General features: G+C 69.8%; 18 protein-coding genes. 10 read left to right on the forward strand and 8 right to left on the reverse strand.

Going from position 1 to position 17813, the window contains the following annotated elements; genetic code table 11:
* Window positions 1–350: 350 nt before the first annotated feature.
* The gene (rho, locus tag RTL41_RS17055) at window positions 351–1784 is read left to right on the forward strand and encodes a transcription termination factor Rho (RefSeq protein WP_312166278.1); all 1434 of its coding nucleotides are present in this window, start codon (window positions 351–353) and stop codon (window positions 1782–1784) included.
* A gap of 148 nt (window positions 1785–1932) precedes the next feature.
* Here rho and RTL41_RS17060 read toward each other — a convergent pair whose 3' ends face one another.
* Window positions 1933–2904 (reverse strand): quinone oxidoreductase, encoded by a 972-nt coding sequence (locus tag RTL41_RS17060; protein WP_312166279.1) that lies wholly within the window; start codon window positions 2902–2904, stop codon window positions 1933–1935.
* An 8-nt stretch (window positions 2905–2912) separates the two neighbouring features.
* The gene (locus tag RTL41_RS17065) at window positions 2913–3608 is read right to left on the reverse strand and encodes a dienelactone hydrolase family protein (protein WP_312166280.1); all 696 of its coding nucleotides are present in this window, start codon (window positions 3606–3608) and stop codon (window positions 2913–2915) included.
* 112 nt (window positions 3609–3720) lie between these two features.
* On the opposite strand from RTL41_RS17065, the gene RTL41_RS17070 reads away from it, so the two are divergent.
* The 6 genes from RTL41_RS17070 (at window position 3721) to RTL41_RS17095 (ending at window position 9747) form a co-directional block, all read left to right on the forward strand.
* Window positions 3721–3972, forward strand: coding sequence for a DUF6489 family protein (locus RTL41_RS17070; RefSeq protein WP_312166281.1), 252 nt, complete (start codon window positions 3721–3723; stop codon window positions 3970–3972).
* On the forward strand, window positions 3969–5303 hold the full coding sequence (gene mnmE / locus RTL41_RS17075) for a tRNA uridine-5-carboxymethylaminomethyl(34) synthesis GTPase MnmE (RefSeq protein ID WP_312166282.1): 1335 nt from the start codon (window positions 3969–3971) through the stop codon (window positions 5301–5303). The genes RTL41_RS17070 and mnmE overlap by 4 nt, the downstream gene beginning before the upstream one ends.
* Before the next feature lie 263 nt (window positions 5304–5566).
* Window positions 5567–7417: a tRNA uridine-5-carboxymethylaminomethyl(34) synthesis enzyme MnmG gene (gene mnmG / locus RTL41_RS17080; protein WP_312166283.1), complete on the forward strand. Its 1851-nt coding sequence runs from the start codon at window positions 5567–5569 to the stop codon at window positions 7415–7417.
* A gap of 4 nt (window positions 7418–7421) precedes the next feature.
* Window positions 7422–8057 (forward strand): 16S rRNA (guanine(527)-N(7))-methyltransferase RsmG, encoded by a 636-nt coding sequence (gene rsmG / locus RTL41_RS17085; RefSeq protein WP_312166284.1) that lies wholly within the window; start codon window positions 7422–7424, stop codon window positions 8055–8057.
* 7 nt (window positions 8058–8064) lie between these two features.
* On the forward strand, window positions 8065–8853 hold the full coding sequence (locus tag RTL41_RS17090) for an AAA family ATPase (RefSeq protein ID WP_312166355.1): 789 nt from the start codon (window positions 8065–8067) through the stop codon (window positions 8851–8853).
* 6 nt (window positions 8854–8859) lie between these two features.
* Window positions 8860–9747, forward strand: coding sequence for a ParB/RepB/Spo0J family partition protein (locus RTL41_RS17095; RefSeq protein WP_312166285.1), 888 nt, complete (start codon window positions 8860–8862; stop codon window positions 9745–9747).
* A 121-nt stretch (window positions 9748–9868) separates the two neighbouring features.
* On the opposite strand, the gene holA is transcribed toward RTL41_RS17095, so the two are convergent.
* The 4 genes from holA to RTL41_RS17115 form a co-directional block, all read right to left on the reverse strand.
* Complete coding sequence (gene holA / locus RTL41_RS17100) at window positions 9869–10921, reverse strand: DNA polymerase III subunit delta (protein WP_312166286.1); 1053 nt, start codon at window positions 10919–10921, stop codon at window positions 9869–9871.
* A gap of 13 nt (window positions 10922–10934) precedes the next feature.
* Complete coding sequence (gene lptE / locus RTL41_RS17105) at window positions 10935–11432, reverse strand: LPS assembly lipoprotein LptE (protein WP_312166287.1); 498 nt, start codon at window positions 11430–11432, stop codon at window positions 10935–10937.
* 6 nt (window positions 11433–11438) lie between these two features.
* Window positions 11439–14024, reverse strand: coding sequence for a leucine--tRNA ligase (gene leuS, locus RTL41_RS17110; protein WP_312166288.1), 2586 nt, complete (start codon window positions 14022–14024; stop codon window positions 11439–11441).
* Between the two features lie 114 nt (window positions 14025–14138).
* Entirely contained in the window at window positions 14139–14648 is a 510-nt protein-coding gene (locus RTL41_RS17115; RefSeq protein WP_312166289.1) for a DUF3576 domain-containing protein, read from the reverse strand.
* 260 nt (window positions 14649–14908) lie between these two features.
* On the opposite strand from RTL41_RS17115, the gene RTL41_RS17120 reads away from it, so the two are divergent.
* Window positions 14909–15304 (forward strand): NtrZ family periplasmic regulatory protein, encoded by a 396-nt coding sequence (locus RTL41_RS17120; RefSeq protein WP_312166290.1) that lies wholly within the window; start codon window positions 14909–14911, stop codon window positions 15302–15304.
* Here RTL41_RS17120 and RTL41_RS17125 read toward each other — a convergent pair.
* Window positions 15294–15884, reverse strand: coding sequence for a thiamine phosphate synthase (locus tag RTL41_RS17125; protein WP_312166291.1), 591 nt, complete (start codon window positions 15882–15884; stop codon window positions 15294–15296). The genes RTL41_RS17120 and RTL41_RS17125 overlap by 11 nt on opposite strands.
* 19 nt (window positions 15885–15903) lie before the next feature.
* Between RTL41_RS17125 and RTL41_RS17130 the strand changes: the two genes are divergently transcribed.
* Entirely contained in the window at window positions 15904–16557 is a 654-nt protein-coding gene (locus RTL41_RS17130; protein WP_312166292.1) for a YggS family pyridoxal phosphate-dependent enzyme, read from the forward strand.
* Here the strand turns inward: RTL41_RS17130 and RTL41_RS17135 are convergent.
* The gene (locus tag RTL41_RS17135) at window positions 16554–17060 is read right to left on the reverse strand and encodes a L,D-transpeptidase family protein (RefSeq protein ID WP_312166293.1); all 507 of its coding nucleotides are present in this window, start codon (window positions 17058–17060) and stop codon (window positions 16554–16556) included. The two genes, RTL41_RS17130 and RTL41_RS17135, sit on opposite strands and share 4 nt — an antisense overlap.
* A gap of 58 nt (window positions 17061–17118) precedes the next feature.
* Between RTL41_RS17135 and RTL41_RS17140 the strand changes: the two genes are divergently transcribed.
* Window positions 17119–17805 carry a response regulator transcription factor gene (locus RTL41_RS17140; RefSeq protein WP_312166294.1) on the forward strand — a complete coding sequence of 229 codons (687 nt, stop codon included), beginning with the start codon at window positions 17119–17121 and terminating at the stop codon, window positions 17803–17805.
* Window positions 17806–17813: the final 8 nt, after the last annotated feature.

Raw genomic sequence — 17813 nt, forward strand, 5'->3', positions numbered from 1 at the left:
TGTCCTTCGTGGTCTTGGTGTTTCAAAATCCGCCGAGCAGCTTGCGCCAGCCGCCGCCGGAGAAAAACAGATGTCATCCCGGCCTTGCGCCGCAAACCGGGACGACAGGGCAGGGCGAGCCCCCCGCGATCCCAGGCCACGCTTGACCCGCCGCCCCGCATGTGGTTCCGCTGACCGCACGTGGAGTCGCGCCGCGAAGCCACGCCCCGCCTTTTCCCGTGCGCCGCGCGCTGAACATCAGCCGCCGCGGCCCGGTCCTAGAAAAATTCATCGGCGCGCGCCCCGCGCCATTATCGATTCCCCCGGCGCCCGAAGTCCGTTCGGGCCGCCCGCGCTATCAGAGTAAAATCATGAGCCAAGACACCCCCGCCCCGACCGAGGAGACCCCGGTCGAAACCCCGGAAGCTCCCGTCGTCGAGACCCCCGTCGCCGAAGAGGCCCAGGTCGAGGCCGGCGCCGAGACCGAGGACGAGGACGACGAGCCCTCGGAGGTCGCCGCCGCGATCGCCGCCATGGGGCTCACCCGCATGTCGCTCCAGGAGCTGAAGGACAAGTCGCCCGCCGACCTGCTCTCCTTCGCCGAGACGCTGGAGATCGAGAACGCCAACTCCATGCGCAAGCAGGACATGATGTTCGCGATCCTCAAGGCCCTGGCCGAGGAAGGCGTGCAGATCTCCGGCTCGGGCACGCTCGAGGTCATGCAGGACGGCTTCGGCTACCTGCGCAGCCCGGAAGCCAACTACCTGTCGGGTCCCGACGACATCTATGTCAGCCCCTCGCAGATCCGGAAGTTCGGCCTGCGCACCGGCGACACCGTCGACGGCGCCATCCGCGCCCCGCGCGAGGGCGAACGCTATTTCGCCCTGGTCAGCGTCGAGCAGATCAATTTCGAGAACCCGGAGAACGTCCGCCACAAGGTCCTGTTCGACAACCTGACCCCGCTTTATCCCGACGAGCGGCTGAACATGGAAATCCAGGACCCGACCCTGAAGGACCGCACCGGCCGGGTCATCGACATCGTCGCCCCGCTCGGCAAGGGCCAGCGCTGCCTGATCACCGCCCCGCCGCGGGTCGGCAAGACGGTGATGCTGCAGAACATCGCCAAGTCCATCGAGACCAACCACCCCGAGTGCTACCTGATCGTCCTGCTGATCGACGAGCGCCCGGAAGAAGTCACCGACATGCGCCGCACCGTCCGCGGCGAGGTGGTCTCCTCGACCTTCGACGAGCCGGCCACCCGCCACGTGCAGGTCGCCGAGATGGTCATCGAAAAGGCCAAGCGCCTGGTCGAGCACAAGCGCGACGTGGTCATCCTGCTGGACTCGGTCACCCGTCTCGGCCGCGCCTACAACACCGTCGTCCCGTCCTCGGGCAAGGTGCTGACCGGCGGTGTCGACGCCAACGCCCTGCAGCGTCCCAAGCGCTTCTTCGGCGCCGCGCGGAACATCGAGGAGGGCGGCTCGCTGACCATCATCGCCACCGCCCTGATCGACACCGGCAGCCGGATGGACGAGGTGATCTTCGAAGAGTTCAAGGGCACCGGTAACTCGGAAATCATCCTGGACCGCAAGGTCGCCGACAAGCGGATCTACCCGGCCGTCGACGTCATCAAGTCGGGCACCCGCAAGGAAGACCTCATCACCCCCAAGGAGCACCTGCAGAAGTCGTTCATCCTGCGCCGCATCATCACCCCGATGGGCGCCCAGGACGCGATCGAGTTCCTGCTCGACAAGCTCCGCCAGTCCAAGAACAACGACGACTTCTTCCAGTCGATGAACACCTAGGGCCTCCGGCCTTAGGCGACACGAAAAAGGGGCTCGCGGCGACGCGGGCCCCTTTCTTTTGAGCTAAGGCGCTGACTCTGAACGTGTTTCACGTGGAACACGCAGGCCGCTTTTTCCTCCCCCATCCTGATGGGGGAGGAAAAGGGGCCTACGGAACCAGCAAACTCGCCCCGACCGTCTCGCGGCCCTCCAGCGCCTCGTGGGCCCGGCGCGCCTCGCTGAGCGGGAAGGTCTGGCCGATGTCGATCTTCACCGCGCCGGACGCGATGACCTCGAACAGCGCCCCGGCGCTCTCGTCCAGCTCGGCGGTGGTGACCAGGTAGTCGCCCATGGTCGGCCGGGTGAAGAACAGCGAGCCGGCCTGGGCCAGCCGGGCCGGGGCGAACGGCGGGACCGGTCCCGAGGCGTTGCCGAAGCTGACGAACAGCCCGCGCCGCGCCAGGCTCGCCAGCGTGCCCTCGAAGGTCGCGGCCCCGACCGAGTCGTAGGCCACCGGCACGCCGGCCCCGCCGGTGATCTCCCGCACTCGGGCGGCCACGTCCTCGTCGCGGTAGAGGATGACGTGGTCGGCGCCCAGCGAGGTCGCCCGCGCCGCCTTCTCCGGCGATCCGGCGGTGGCGATCACGCTCGCCCCCAGGTGCTTGGCCCACTGGACCAGGATCGACCCGACCCCGCCGGCGGCGGCGTGGACCAGGATGGTCTCGCCGGCCTTCACCCGATAGCAGCGGCGGATCAGGAACTCGGCGGTCATGCCCTTCAGCATCGCCGCGGCCCCGACCTCGGCGCTCACCCCCTGCGGCAGGCGCACGGCCCGGTCGGCCGCCACCGCATGATGTTCGGCATAGGCGCCGAGCGGCCCCGAGGCGTAGGCGATCAGGTCGCCGGCCTTGAAGCGGGTCACCCCGTCGCCGACCGCCTCCACGACCCCGGCCCCTTCCATGCCCAGCCGCGAGGGCAGCTTGACCGGATAGAGGCCCGAGCGGTGGTAGGTGTCGATGAAGTTGATCCCGATCGCCTGCTGCTTGACCAGGACCTGTCCCGGCCCGGCGACGGGCGTGGGAACGTCTACGACCTGCAGGACCTCGGGGCCCCCTGTCGCGTCGAACTGGATGGCTTTCATGCGATCCCTCAGGCCAGGTGCTGGTTGAAGAAGGTCAGGGTGCGCCCGCCGGCCAGTCTGGCGTCGGCCTCGTCGTAGTGCTCGCCGCCCTGCCGGGCGAAGGCGTGGTCGCGGCCGGGATAGGTGAAGATCTCGACCTGCGGGTGGTTCTTCAGTTGCGACAGGATCAGCGCCTGGGCCTCCTTGGGCACGAACTGGTCCTCCTCGGCGATGTGGATCAGCAGCGGATGCGCCTGCTTCTCGCTCTCGACCAGGTGCTTCTCGATCCCGACGCCGTAATAGGCGACCGAGGCGTCGGCGTCGGTGCGGGTCGCGGTCAGGTAGGCGAGCAGCCCGCCCAGGCAGAAGCCCACCGCCCCGACCTTGCCGTTGACCTCGGGGAGGGCGCGGACATGGTCGATGGTCGCGGCGATGTCGCGGACCCCGGCCTCGACGTCGAAGGCGTTGTAGAGCTCGAAGGCCTTCTTCCATTCGGCTTCGGACTGGTCGGTGATGTCGACGCCCGGCTCGATCCGCCAGAACAGGTCCGGGCAGACGGCCAGGAAGCCGGCCGCGGCCAGCTCGTCGCAGACGCCGCGCATGACCGCGTTCACGCCGAAGATCTCCTGGATGACCACTATGGCCGGCGCCTTCGGATTGGTCGGTCGCGCCACGTATGCGGCGAACTGGCCGTCGTCGGTCTTGATGGTGGTGGTCTCACCCATCGGTAGCTCCCGTCTCAAAAACTTAAGGCCCTGCCGGGGCTACTAGCGCGGAGGCCCCGGCTGCGCTCATAACAATGTGGTCAAGCATCACGTCGGCTGTAGAGTTATCCGCATGAAGATGACGATTGAAATCGACTGCTCCCCGCAGGAGGCGCGCGCCTTCCTCGGCCTGCCGGACGTCACCGGTCTCAACGACAAGCTCGTCGAAGAGATGCAGAAACGCATGACGTCCAACATGGCCATGCTGTCGCCGGACGAGCTGATCAAGAACTGGACGGCCTTCGGGGTCGGGGCTCAGGAGCAGTTCCGCAACCTGATGAACGCCGCCGTCGACGCCGGCATGGGCGCCAACCGCTCCAAATGACCGACACCATCTTCGCGCCCGCCACCGCCGCCGGGCGATCGGCGGTCGCGGTCGTGCGGTTGTCCGGCCCGCAGACCGGCCATGCCGTTCGCGCCCTGGCCGGCAGGCTGCCCAAGCCGCGCGAGGCGGCGCTGCGGACCCTGAAGGACGCCGCGGGGCGCGCCATCGACCAGGCCCTGGTGCTGTGGTTCGCGGGGCCGGCCAGCTACACCGGCGAGGACGCCGCCGAGTTTCACGTGCACGGCGGCCCGGCCGTGGTCGCCGGCCTGCTGGAGGCGCTCGCCGCCCAGGGCCTGCGCCTGGCCGAGCCGGGCGAGTTCACCCGCCGCGCGTTCGAGAACGGCAAGCTCGACCTGGCCCAGGCCGAGGGGGTCGCCGACCTGATCGAGGCCGAGACCGAGGCCCAGCGCCGCCAGGCCCTCGACCAGTTGGGCGGCGCGCTCGGCCTGGCCCAGGCCCGCTGGCGCGAGGGGCTGATCGAGGCCCTGGCCATGTTCGAGGCCGCCGTCGACTTTCCCGACGAGGAGGTGCCCGCCGACGTCGCCGCCCGCGCGCGGCCGGTGCTGCAGGACCTGATCGCCGAGCTGGAGCTGGCGGTCGCCGACGTGAAGCGCGGCGAGCGGGTGCGCGAGGGGTTCCGCATCGCCCTGGTCGGCGCCCCCAACGCCGGCAAGAGCACCATCCTCAACGCCCTGGCCGGCCGCGAGGCGGCGATCGTCACCGCCACGCCGGGCACCACCCGCGACGTGATCGAGGTTCCGATACGCCTGGCCGGCTACAAGGCGCTGCTCGCCGACACCGCCGGCCTGCGCGACACCCATGACGAGATCGAGGCCGAGGGCGTGCGCCGGGCCCGCGCCTGGGCCGGCGAGGCGGACCTGCGCATCTGGGTGGTCGACGGCGCCAGCGACGCGGCGGCCAGCGCGCCCGGCCTGCATCCGCACGATCTCTGCGTGATCAACAAGGCCGACCTGGGGCAGGGGGCCGAGACCGGCCACGCCCTGGTCGAGGCCCGCGCGCTGAATGTGGAGGTTCTTAGACTCAGCGCCTGGAAACCTGCCGATATTTCCGCCCTCCAGACGGCCCTGGAGCACCGCATCGTCGAGGCCCTGGCCGGGGCCGAGCTGCCGACCGCCACCCGCCTGCGCCACCGCGAACTGCTCTCCGAGGCGCTGGAGCGGCTGAACCGCGCCCTGGTCCTGGAGGACGACCTGGAGCTCGCCGCCGAGGACGTCCGCCTGGCCGGCCGCGCCCTCGACCGCATCACCGGCCGCATCGACCCCGAAGACGTGCTCGACCGCGTGTTCTCCAGCTTCTGCATCGGCAAATAGCCCACTGTTTCACGTGAAACACCGCCCCTTTTCCTCCCCCGCGCAGCGGGGGAGGGGGACCGCCCGAAGGGTGGTGGAGGGGGCAGGCCCCAAGCTCAGAGCCCAGTCCCGCCCCCTTCACCACGAAGGCTAGGAAAAGGAGGCCCCCGTTTCACGTGAAACACCCCCGCCGCCGAATCCCGCGTGAAAAACCGCCCCTTGTTCGCTATATAGCTGCCGATAGCGCCCCCGGCCTTCCGGGGGCGTATTCCGTGGAGACGAGCTTGAGCGCCTGGGACGTCATCATCATCGGGGGAGGGCACGCCGGCTGCGAGGCCGCGGCGGCTTCCGCGCGCGTCGGCGCCAAGACCCTGCTGCTGACCCACAAGCTCGAAACCATCGGCGAGATGAGCTGCAACCCGGCCATCGGCGGTCTCGGCAAGGGCCATCTGGTCCGCGAGATCGACGCCCTCGACGGGCTGATGGGCCGCCTGGCCGACCAGGCCGGCATCCAGTTCCGGATGTTGAACCGCTCCAAGGGCGCGGCCGTCCGCGGTCCGCGCAGCCAGATCGACCGCAAGCTCTATCGCCAGGCCATGCAGGCCGAACTCGCCGCCACCCCCAACCTCGCCGTCATGGCCGAGGCGGTGGAGGACCTGATCGTCGTGGACGGCGTGGTCCAGGGTGTGATCGGCGCGACGGGGACCGAGTACCGCGCCGGCCGCGTGGTGTTGACCACGGGCACCTTCCTCAAGGGCCTGATCCACCAGGGCGAAACCCGCATCCCCGCCGGCCGCGTCGGCGATGCTCCCGCCATCGGCCTGTCGGACCGCCTCTACGCCTCGGGCCTGACCATGGGCCGGCTGAAGACCGGCACGCCCGCGCGCCTCGACGGCTCGAGCATCGCCTGGGACGGGCTGGAGATGCAGGCCGCCGACGACGAGCCGGTGCCGTTCTCGTTCCTGACCGACAAGATCACCGTCCCGCAGATCGCCTGCGGCGTGACCTACACCAACGCCGCGACCCACCAGATCATCGCCGACCGGCTGACCGAGTCGGCGGTCTATGGCGGCCGCATCAACGGCCGCGGTCCGCGCTATTGCCCGTCGATCGAGGACAAGGTCGTCCGCTTCGGCGACAAGGACAGCCACCAGATCTTCCTGGAGCCCGAGGGCCTGGACGACGACACCGTCTATCCGAACGGCATCTCGACCTCGGTGTCGGAGGAGACCCAGGACCTGTTCCTGCGGACCATCCCCGGCCTCGAGAACGTGCGGGTCAAGCGCTACGGCTATGCGATCGAGTACGACTACGTCGATCCGCGCGAGCTCTATCCGACCCTGGAGGTCAAGAAGCTCCCCGGCCTCTATCTCGCCGGCCAGATCAACGGCACCACGGGCTATGAGGAGGCCGGCGCCCAGGGGCTGGTCGCCGGGCTCAACGCCGCCCGCGCCGCCGGGGGCCAGGACGCCGCCGCCTTCGGGCGCGACGAGGCCTATATCGGCGTGCTGATCGACGACCTGACCACGCGCGGCGTCACCGAGCCCTATCGGATGTTCACCAGCCGGGCGGAGTTCCGCCTGACCCTGCGCGCCGACAACGCCGACCAGCGCCTGACCGACCGCGGCCTCGCCCTGGGCGTGGTCGGTGTTTCACGTGAAACGGCCTGGCGCGCCAAGGCCGCCGAACTCGCCCACGCCCGCCGGCGGGCAGGGGAGTTGATCATGTCTCCGAACATGGCCCAGAAGGCCGGCCTGCCGGTCAAGGCCGACGGCCAGGTCCGCGACTTCGTCCAGCTCCTGGCCTATCCGACCATCAGTTTCGACGACTTGGCGCGGGTGTTCCCGGAGGCGGCCGGCTGGTCGCCGGTCTGCCGCGAGCAACTTGAGATCGACGCCGCCTATGCCGGCTATCTCGATCGCCAGGCCGCCGACGCCGCCGCCTTCCGCCGCGACGAGAACCTGCGCCTGCCGGCCGACCTCGACTATGCCGGCGTCGGCGGGCTCTCCAACGAGGTGCGCGAGAAGCTGTCGACGGTCCGGCCGCTGACCCTGGGCCAGGCGGCCCGCATCGAAGGCGTCACCCCCGGCGCGCTGACCGCGCTGCTCGCCCATGTCCGCCGCCGCGCCGCTTGATCGCATGACCCTCGACGTGAACGACGCGGCCAGCTTCGCCGCCGCCGCCCATGCCGGCCCGCAGGCCGTCGCCGACCTCGAGCGCTACCGGTCATACCTGGTCGAGTGGAACGAGAAGATGAACCTGGTCGGCCCCGCGACCCTGGACGTCTTCTGGTCGCGCCATGCCTGGGATTCGGCCCAGATCCTGCCCCTGGCGCCCGAGGCGCTGACCTGGGCCGATCTCGGAACCGGCGCAGGATTGCCGGGCGTCGTGCTGGCGATCCTCGGAAAAGGCCGCCCCGGCTTTCACGTGCACCTGGTCGACAGCCTCACCAAACGCTGCCGTTTCCTGACCGAGGTGGTGAACGGGCTGGAGCTTCCGGCCACGGTTCACAATTCACGTGCGGAAGACTTGTCGCTGACTGTGGATATCGTCACGGCGCGGGCTTGCGCACCCCTGTCGCGCCTGATGGGGTATGCCCAGCCCTACTTCAAACGAGGCGCGCAGGCGCTGTTCCTGAAGGGGCAGGATGTCGCGTCCGAACTCGAAGATGCGGCGAAGACCTGGGATTTCGAAGCGGACGTGTCGCCCAGCTTGAGCGACTCCAGGGGGCAGATCGTGCGTGTGAGGAGGCTCGGCCGTGGCCGGAAAAGCTAAACGGGGACTGCGCGTCCTCGTGGTCGCGAACCAGAAGGGCGGGGTGGGCAAGACCACCACGGCCATCAACCTCGGCACCGCCCTGGCGGCGGTGGGCGAGAAGGTGCTGCTGATCGACTCCGATCCGCAGGGCAACGCCTCGACCGGCCTCGGGGTCGGCCGCGCCCAGCGCAAGGTCACCCTCTACGACGTGCTGATGGGCGAGGCGCCGATCTTCTCGGCCGTGGTCAACACCGCCCTGCCGGGCCTCGACCTGGTGGCCGCCGATCCCGACCTGTCGGGCGTCGAGCTGGAGCTGGGCCAGCAGGCCCGCCGCTCGTTCAAGCTGCGCGACGCGCTGGAGCCGATCCGCGCCGCCGGCGACTACACCTACGTCCTGATCGACTGCCCGCCGTCGCTGAACCTGCTGACCGTCAACGCCATGGCCGCGTCGGACGCGGTGCTGGTGCCGCTGCAGTGCGAGTTCTTCGCCCTGGAAGGCCTGACCCAACTGCTGCGCACCGTCGACCTGGTCCGCGGCAGCCTGAACCCGAACCTGGAGATCCAGGGCGTGGTCCTGACCATGTACGACCGCCGCAACAGCTTGTCCGAACAGGTCGCCCGCGACGTCCGCGGCCACTTCGGCGACACGGTCTACAACACGGTGATCCCGCGCAACGTGCGGGTCTCCGAGGCGCCCAGCTACGGCAAGCCGGTGCTGGTCTACGATCTGAAGTGCACGGGCTCGCAGGCCTATCTGAAGCTGGCGCGCGAGGTCGTGCTGCGCGAACGCGATCGCCGCAAGAAGGCCGCGTAAGGGGAGATGATGGTCGAGAAGCGTGGACTGGGCCGCGGCCTGTCGGCCCTGCTGGGCGATGTGGACGAAGCCAGGGTGGTGGCCGGCGCGCCGGCCGACGAGATCTCCGGCGTCCGCGAGATCCCGATCGAGCTGATCCACCGCAACGAGCACCAGCCGCGCTGGATCTTCTCCGAGCTCGAGGTCGAGGAGCTGGCCAATTCGATCCGCGAGAAGGGCATCCTGCAGCCGATCCTGGTCCGGCCGGCGCCGGGCCTGCCGGGCGAATGGGAGATCGTCGCCGGTGAACGCCGCTGGCGCGCCAGCCAGAAGGCCGGCCTGCGGGTCATGCCGGTCCTGGTCCGCGAACTGGACGACGTCCAGGTGCTCGAGATCGGCGTCATCGAGAACGTCCAGCGCGCCAACCTGAATCCGATCGAAGAGGCCGCCGCCTACCAGCAGCTCATCGAGAAGTTCAAGCGCACCCAGGAAGAGGTGGCCGAGAGCATCGGCAAGAGCCGCAGCCACGTGGCCAACACCCTGCGGCTGATGAACCTGCCTGAGCCGGTGCGCAACCACGTGCTGGAGGGCAGGCTCTCCGCCGGTCATGCCCGGGCCATACTCACGGCCGACGACCCCGCGGCCCTGGCCGAGCGGATCATCGCCGGCGGCCTGTCGGTCCGCGAGGCCGAGGCCCTGGCCCGCGGCGGCGCACCCTCGGCCAGCCGGCCGAAGTCGGCCTCGAAGAAGCCGGCCAAGGACACCGACACCCAGGCCCTGGAGGTCGACCTTTCCGACGCGCTCGGCCTCGACGTCGAGGTGCTCGACAAGGGCGGGGTCGGCGAGCTGCGGATCAAGTATGCGACGCTGGAACAGCTCGATGAGCTGTGCCGCAAGCTGACCGTCCGGGGCTGATTCCTAAGCTATTGATTTCAAAGGCCCGGATTTCGGAATTCGCATTCTCGCGAACCGAACGCCCTGGGATACGGCCGCGCGGGGCTCCCTGCGCCACAGCGGCCATTTCCAGAACGGCTTTTTAGAGCCCCAGACGCCGGGCGCGGCCGGCGATGGTCAGGGCCAGGCGCTCGGCGATCAGGCCGTCGGGCGAGCCGGCGGTCTTGCAGGCCTTGTCGGCGGCCAGCACCTCGGGCTGCAGCCTGTCGAGCTCCGCCAGCGACCAACTCCGCGCCTGACGCAGGAACTCGCGCTCCTGCTTCCAGAACACGCCCGAGGCCTTGGCCGCCTCCTGCAGGCCCGCGCCGTTCTTGGCCAGCGTCAGCGTGCGGCGCATGCGGCCAAGGTACATGCTGATCGCCCGCACGGCGGCGGGGCCGGCCTCGCCCTCGGCGGCGGCGCGGCGCAGGCCGGCCTGGGCGTCGGCGAGCCGTCCGCCGAACGCGTCGGCCGCGGCGTCCGACAGCGAGGCCTCCGGCTCCACGCCCAGGAAGTCGTCCAGGTCGCGCGCCGTGGCCGTCCGGCCGCTGCCGGGCTCCAGGTAGAGGGCCAGCCGCTCGATCTCCTGGCGGGCCACGCCACGCTCCTTGGGCAGGCGTCCGACGAACAGTTGCAGGGCCTGGGGGTCGAGGCCGACATTGTCCTGCGCCAGCAGTTCGCGCACCAGCCGCGCCACGTCGCCCGGCTCGTCCTCGTAGCAGGGGATGGCGACGGCGGCGGCGGCCTTCTCGGCCGCCTTGCGAAGTGCGGAATCGCGCCCGAGATTGCCGGCCTCGATGATGAAGAAGGCGTCCGGGTTCAGCTTGCCCTCGGCGTGCGCGATCAGGGTCTCGGCCACCTGCTTGTCCAGCGCCGCCTTCTCGGTGGCGAAGCGCAGCCGCACCAGGCGGCGGCCGCCCATCAGCGACTGGGCCGCCAGCTCGCCTTCCAGCCGCGCGCCGTCGGAATCGAGGTCGCCGTCGGTCAGCAGGGCGACGTCGAACGGATCGTCCAGGTTGGGAACCAGCTTGCGGGCGAGCTGCGTGCCGCGGTCGCGGACCACGCCGGTGTCGCGGCCATAGATCACGGCCGCCCGGACCGGCGGCTCCGGCCGGGCCAGGAAGCGCTCGATATCGGGCCGCTTGGAAAGGATCACGGCCTCGGAATCCTTACGATTTTCCCTGCGTCGCCAGCCAGGCGGCCAGCTCCAGTTGGATCTTGCGCGCGCACTCGGCGGCGGCCCGGTCCTGGGCGTCCTGCTGGGCGGTGATCGAGGCGTAGGGCTGGTCGGCGCTGTCATAGGTGACCTGCGCGCGGGCCGTGCCGCTCTTCACCGCCACGCCCGAGGCGGTCGAGACCAGGGTGTAGTTGGCGGTCAGGACATACTCGTAGCGGGTGGCGACGTTGTCGACCCGCAGGCCGCGCGGATAGCGCGTCTCGCCCAGGGCCAGGTCCATCCGGTACTTGGGCGCGCCGCCCTTGGCGTTGGCCAGGGCGTCGTCCAGGTGCTCGCGGATCAACTGCCCGGTGCGGCTGGGCGGGGTGGTGACATGCACCGAGTTGAGCTGCGTCGCCACGCCGGGGTCGCCGTAGAGCGGCGTGAACCCGCAGCCGGCAAGGGTGATGGCCCCGGCCGCCAGGACGGCGGAAACAACGACGCGGTTCATGTCAGGTCACCCAGCCACGATGTTGACGATGCGGTCCTTCACGACGATCACCTTCTTGATCGTCAGGCCCTCAAGGCGCCGCGCGATCTCCGGATCGTCAAGCACGATCTTCTCAACATCGGCCGGTTCGAGCCCGGCGGCGACCGAAATCTCGCCGCGGCGCTTGCCGTTGACCTGCACGGGCAGCAGCTTGACGGCGTCCTGGGTCAGGGCCGGATCGAACTGCGGCCACGGGGCCGAGACCACCATGCCCTCGCCGCCGATCCGCGCCCAGGCTTCCTCGGCCAGGTGGGGCGTGAACGGCGAGATCAGCCGCGCGAAGGCCGACAGCGCCTCGTGGCGGGCCGCCAGCACCGCCGGCGTCGCCTTGTCGGCCGGGAATTCCTTGAGCTTGTTCAGGAATTCGTACATCCGCGCGATGCCGGAATTGAACCGGAAGCTCTCCACCGCCTCGGTCACCGCCTTGATGGTGCGGTGGGTGAAGGCGCGCAGTTCGTCGGCCTTCGGATCGGGGGCGGGGACGGGCGCCGGGCCGGCCGGTTGGCTGTCGAACTCGTTCCAGACCCGGTTGACGAAGCGCCAGGCGCCGTCGACCCCGGCGGCCGACCATTGGGTGTCGCGCTCGGGCGGGCTGTCGGACAGCACGAACAGCCGCGCGGCGTCGACGCCGTAGACCTCGAAGATCTCTTCCGGCGCGACGGTGTTGCGCTTGGACTTCGACATCTTCTCGATGTCGCCGATCACCAGGGTCTCGCCGGTGTCCAGGCTGCGGGCCAGGCGGGTCCCGCCTTCGGCGACGATCTCGACCTCCTTGGGCTCGACCCATTCGCCGCTCTGCTGGCGGCGATAGGTCTCGTGCGTGACCATCCCCTGGGTGAACAGGCCGGCGAAGGGCTCGCGCACCGACAGCATGCCCTCGTCGCCCAGGGCGCGGGTGACGAAGCGGGCGTAAAGCAGGTGCAGCACCGCATGCTCGATGCCGCCGACATACTGGTCGACCGGCAGCCAGTAGTCGGCCGCCGCCTTGTTGATCGGCTCAGCCGCCTGTGTGTCTGTGAAACGCGCGAAGTACCAGGAGCTGTCGACGAATGTGTCCAGCGTGTCGGTCTCGCGGGTCGCCTCGCCGCCGCATTGCGGGCAACTGGCGTTCTTCCAGGTCGGGTGCCGCGCCAGGGCGTTGCCGGGCTTGGAGAAGTCCATGTCGCCCGGCAGCACGACCGGCAGTTGGTCCTTGGGCAGCGGGACCACGCCGCATTGGGCGCAGTGGACGACCGGGATCGGGCAGCCCCAGCCGCGCTGGCGGGCCACGCCCCAGTCGCGCAGGCGGAACACCGTCGCGCCCTTGCCCTGGTCCTGGGCCTCGATCCTGGCGATCGCCGCCGCCTTGGCCGCCTCGATCTCCAGGCCGTCCAGGAAATCGGAATGGAAGATCGTGCCGGGGCCGGTATAGGCCTCGTCGCCGACCGTGAAGGTCGCGGCGTCCTCGCCGGGCGGCAGCACCACCGCCTTGACCGGCAGGCCGTACTTGCGGGCGAAGTCCAGGTCGCGCTGGTCATGGGCCGGGCAGGCGAAGATCGCGCCGGTGCCGTAGTCCATCAGGATGAAGTTGGCGATCCAGACCGGCAGGCGCCAGTCGGGGTCGAACGGGTGGGCGACGGTCAGGCCGGTGTCGAAGCCGATCTTCTCGGCGGTCTCGATCTCGGCCTCCGAGGCGCCGCCCTTGCGGCACTCGGCGATGAAGGCGGCGACCTTGGGGTCGGCGGCCAGTTGCTCGGCCAGCGGATGGTCGGGCGCGATGCCGACGAAGCTGGCGCCGTACAGGGTGTCGGGACGGGTGGTGTAGACCTCCAGGCCGCTCTCGAAGCCCTTCGGCGCCTCGCCGGCCCAGCCGAAGTTGAACTTCAGCCCCTTGGAGCGGCCGATCCAGTTCTCCTGCATCAGCCGGACCTTGTCGGGCCAGCGGTCCAGGGTCTTCAGGCCCTCGATCAGCTCCTCGGCATAGTCGGTGATGCGCAGGAACCACTGGTTCAGCTTGCGCTTCTCGACCACCGCGCCCGAACGCCAGCCGCGGCCGTCGACCACCTGCTCGTTGGCCAGCACGGTCTGGTCGACCGGGTCCCAGTTGACGACGCTTTCCTTGCGGTAGACCAGGCCGCGCTTCCACAGGTCCAGGAACCAGTCCTGCTGCTTGCCGTAGTAGGCCGCGTCGCAGGTGGCGAATTCGCGCGACCAGTCGATCGACAGGCCCAGCTCCTTCAGCTCGGCCCGCATCTTGGCGATGTTGTCATAGGTCCAGCCGCGCGGATCGACGCCGCGCTCCATGGCCGCGTTCTCGGCCGGCAGGCCGAAGGCGTCCCAGCCCATCGGGTGCAGCACGTTGAAGCCGCGGGCGCGCTTGTAGCGGGCCACGACGTCGCCCAGCGAATAGTTGCGCACATGGCCCATGTGCAGGCGCCCCGACGGATAGGGGAACATCTCCAGGGCGTAGTACTTCGGCACGCCCGGCGACGGCGGCCCGGCGCGGAAGACGTCGGCGTCGGCCCAGGCCTTGCGCCACTTGGGCTCGGTCTCTTTGGGGTTGTAGCGGGCCATGGGGAAGGATCTCGAATTCAGTTGGGTGTCGGCCAGCGGCGGATGGCGCTGGCCCTGGGGAGGGAGCGCATCCGAACCGGTTTCCACCCTTGCTGAATGCGCCCCGAAAAGGCCTTAGCCGATGTTCGACAGCCGAAGCTGCCGAGCCTTGGTAAGGATCGCGTTTTCCAGGTCGGTCTCGGTCTGGCCGGCCGAAGGGGCGTCGGTCCAGTTGCCGGCCGCATCCTTGACCTGCTTGAAGACGGCCACGTTCAGGCCGTCGGCGCGCAGGCGCGAATCCAGGATGTAGACGGTGCACTTGAAGCGCTCGTCCGGCTTTTCCGGGTTCACGTACCAGTCGGTGATCACCACGCCGCCATACGGGTCGGCCGAGGCCAGCGGCATGAAGGACAGGGTGTCCAGCGTCGCCCGCCACAGATAGCCGTTCACCCCGATCGCGGGCTGTCCGGCGGCCGGAGCGGACTTCTTGCCGCCGCCGAGCCCAAACACGCTGATGCCGCCAGGCTCCTGCGACTGGAAGGTCCTCGACCCGCCGCCGCTAGAGCACGCGGCCAGCGCCGTGAGGCTCAGCACCAAGGCTCCGGTCATCACGCCACGCATCAAATCACCGCGCACAAACGGCATATATCGGCTCCTAGTCGTTCTTCCGCGATCGGTTCGCGCCGCGGCGCCGCCCCCACGCAGCCGCGCCCTCTATAACAACGCCCGTGGAACCGCCAAACAGGAATCGCGTGTCCCGGCCGCCACAGGCGCCGACGATCTGCCCGCGGAGTGTGCAGGGCGCCCCGAGAGTCGGTTGACCTGACGTCGCTCAGGACTTTAATCGGCTCAACGGTCACGTCGCCAAGTGGCGTGTCCGGGGCTAAGGGGCCATATAGGTGGTTATGTCCAAGCGGTTGGTCATTTCGTTGATCGGCGCGGCGCTCCTCGCGAGCGGCGCTTCGGCGGCGCATGCCCAAACGAGCGCGGCTCCGGCCGCGCGGGCCAAGGCCGCCGATTTCACCGTGCGCAGCGAAAGTTCGACGACCCCGCAAGGGAACAAGTCGCTGAAGTGGGACACGCGCAAGGGGCGCTGGGGGGTCACGCTCAACCTCGAGCAACGGGCCGAGCGCGACACGCAGTGGAACGACGTCGAGGCCGGGGCCTATTTCCGCGTCACGCCGAGCCTCCGGGTTGGCGGCGCGGTCGCCCTCGGCGAAAAGGAAACGCCGTCCTACAAGAAGACTGAGCCGCAGGAGTCCGCGCCGCGGGTCCGGCTCGAGACCGCCTTCAAGTTCTAAGGGCCTCCACGGCCGCCAGACCGACCAGGCCCGCAGGCAGCAGCCGGCGGGCTGTCTTGTCGTTGATTCCGCCCAGCGCATAGACCGGGCCGCCGACGCGCCTCACCAGCCGCGCCAGCCGCAGCGGCCCGATCGGCGCGCCGGCCGACGGGCTGCTTGACGGGAAGACCGCCGAGACCACCACCGCGTCGGCGCCGGCCGCCAGACCGCGCCGCGCCGCCCAGGCGCTGTGCGCGGCCGCCGTCACGATCCAGCCCCGGGCCTTCAGGCGCCGCGCGCGCCCGGCCATCCGCTCGGGCAGGTGCACGCCGTGCGCCCCGACCCGCGCGGCCAGGTCGGCGTCGGCGCCGATCAGCAGCAGCAGGCCCCGCGCCCTGGCGATCTTCAGCAGCGCCCGGGCTCGCGCCTCGGCGTCGGCGGCTCCGAACGCCCGATAGACGATGGCCGAGCCCCTGGGCAGCCGCCGGGCGGCCGCCTCGATGTCGGGCGTGCGCGCCGGGTCGGTGAAGAACAGCAGCGGCGGCGACGGGGGCTTTCGCCCGCCGGCGCGGCGACCTATGGCTTGGGCCGCTTTCGTCACTGTCCAGAAGTTCGCCGAGATGACCGTTCCTCCCGCCCTCACCGACGTCCTAGACCGGATCGCCCGCGCGGCGAAGGCGTCGGGCCGCAAGGCCGGCGACGTGACCCTGGTCGCGGTCTCCAAGACGCAGCCCTGGGAGAAGGTGGCCCCGATCCTCGCCGCCGGCCAGACCGTGTTCGGCGAGAACCGCGTGCAGGAGGCCATGGAGCGGTGGTCGGGGCCGCGGGGCGAGATAGAACTGCGCCTGATCGGGCCGCTGCAGTCCAACAAGGCCAAGGAGGCGGTGGCCTTCTTCGACGTCGTCGAGAGCCTGGATCGCGACAAGCTGGCCCGCGCCCTGGCCGACGAGATCCAGAAGCGGGGCCGCACGCCGCGGCTCTACGTCCAGGTCAATACCGGCGAGGAGGCGCAGAAGGCGGGTGTCGCGCCGGGCGAGGCCGACCGCTTCATCGCCGCCTGCCGCCAGACCTACGGCCTGACCATCGAGGGCCTGATGTGCATCCCGCCGGCCGCCGAGCCGCCGGGGCCGCACTTCGCCCTGCTGGCCAAGATCGCCGCTCGCAACGGGATCGCCAAGCTCTCCATGGGCATGAGCGACGACTTCGAGACCGCCATCCGTTTCGGCGCCACCAGCGTGCGGGTCGGCTCGGCCCTGTTCGGCGCCCGCAGCTAGGCCTGCTCGATGGCCAGGGCGTCGCCCAGCCTGGCCAGCGACAGCAACTCCAGCATGTCCTCGCGCGACAGGGCGATGCAGCCCTCGGTCGGGGCGTAGTCCGGCCGCGCCAGGTGCAGGAAGATCGCCGAGCCCAGCGGGCTCACCGGCGGGTCGTCGTTGTGCGCCAGGATGCAGACCAGGTCGTAGACGTCGTCCTCGCGCCACATCCGCTCGGCGCTGGCCGGATGCGGCAGCTTGACCGCGCGGTTGTAGGCCGGATCGCCCGGCGCGTCGCACCAGCCGTCGTCGCGCTCCAGCGCCTTGGTCGGCAGCCGGGTCTCCGGGCGGTCGCCCTTGTCGGGGCGGAACAGCACCCGGCGGATCGCCCAGGTCCCGAGTGGCGATTTGCCGTCGCCCTCGCGCTTGTCGGCCGCCGCGACCACCCCGCCCTTGCCCAGCGCGCAACGGGTGATCCGGCCGTCCAGGCGGAAGCGGCCATCTGACATCGCCGTGAAGATCATGACTTAAGGGAACTCCCGCGGTTGGCTCTTTAGGGCGATACGGTGCATGTTCGGCCCCATGGCTCAACGCAAGACCTTGCTCGTCGTCGACGACAACGAAGAACTCCGCGGCGCGATCGCCGAACAGCTCCAACTTTCCGAGGACTTCTCGGCCATCGAAGCGGCGACCGCCGGCGAGGGTGTGAAGGCGGCGGTCGAAAGCCGCCCCGACCTCATCCTGCTGGACGTCGACCTGCCCGATATGAACGGCCGCGAGGCCTGCCGCCAGATGCGCGAGAAGGGCGTCGTCGCCCCGATCATCATGCTGACCGCGGCGGCGGCCGACGACGACCAGATCTCCGGCCTGGAAGCCGGCGCCAACGACTATGTGACCAAGCCCTTCAAGTTCCAGGTGCTTCTGGCCCGCATCCGCGCCCAGTTGCGCAGCCACGAACAGTCGGAAGGCGCGGTCTTCCACCTCGGCGCCTACGAGTTCCGCCCCTCGGCCAAGATGCTGATCGACGCCAACCAGAAGAAGATCCGCCTCACCGAAAAAGAGACCAACATCCTGAAGTACCTCTATCGCGCCGGCGAGAAGCCGGTCTCGCGCGAGGAGCTGCTGGCCGAGGTCTGGGGCTACAACGCCGGGGTCACCACCCACACCCTGGAAACCCACGTCTACCGCCTGCGCCAGAAGATCGAGCCCGATCCCGGCAATGCGCGGCTGCTGCTGACCGAGGCCGGCGGCTACAGGCTGGCGCCTTAGATCACGGG

Source organism: Phenylobacterium sp. (genome assembly GCF_031984885.1).
Classification (GTDB): domain Bacteria; phylum Pseudomonadota; class Alphaproteobacteria; order Caulobacterales; family Caulobacteraceae; genus Phenylobacterium.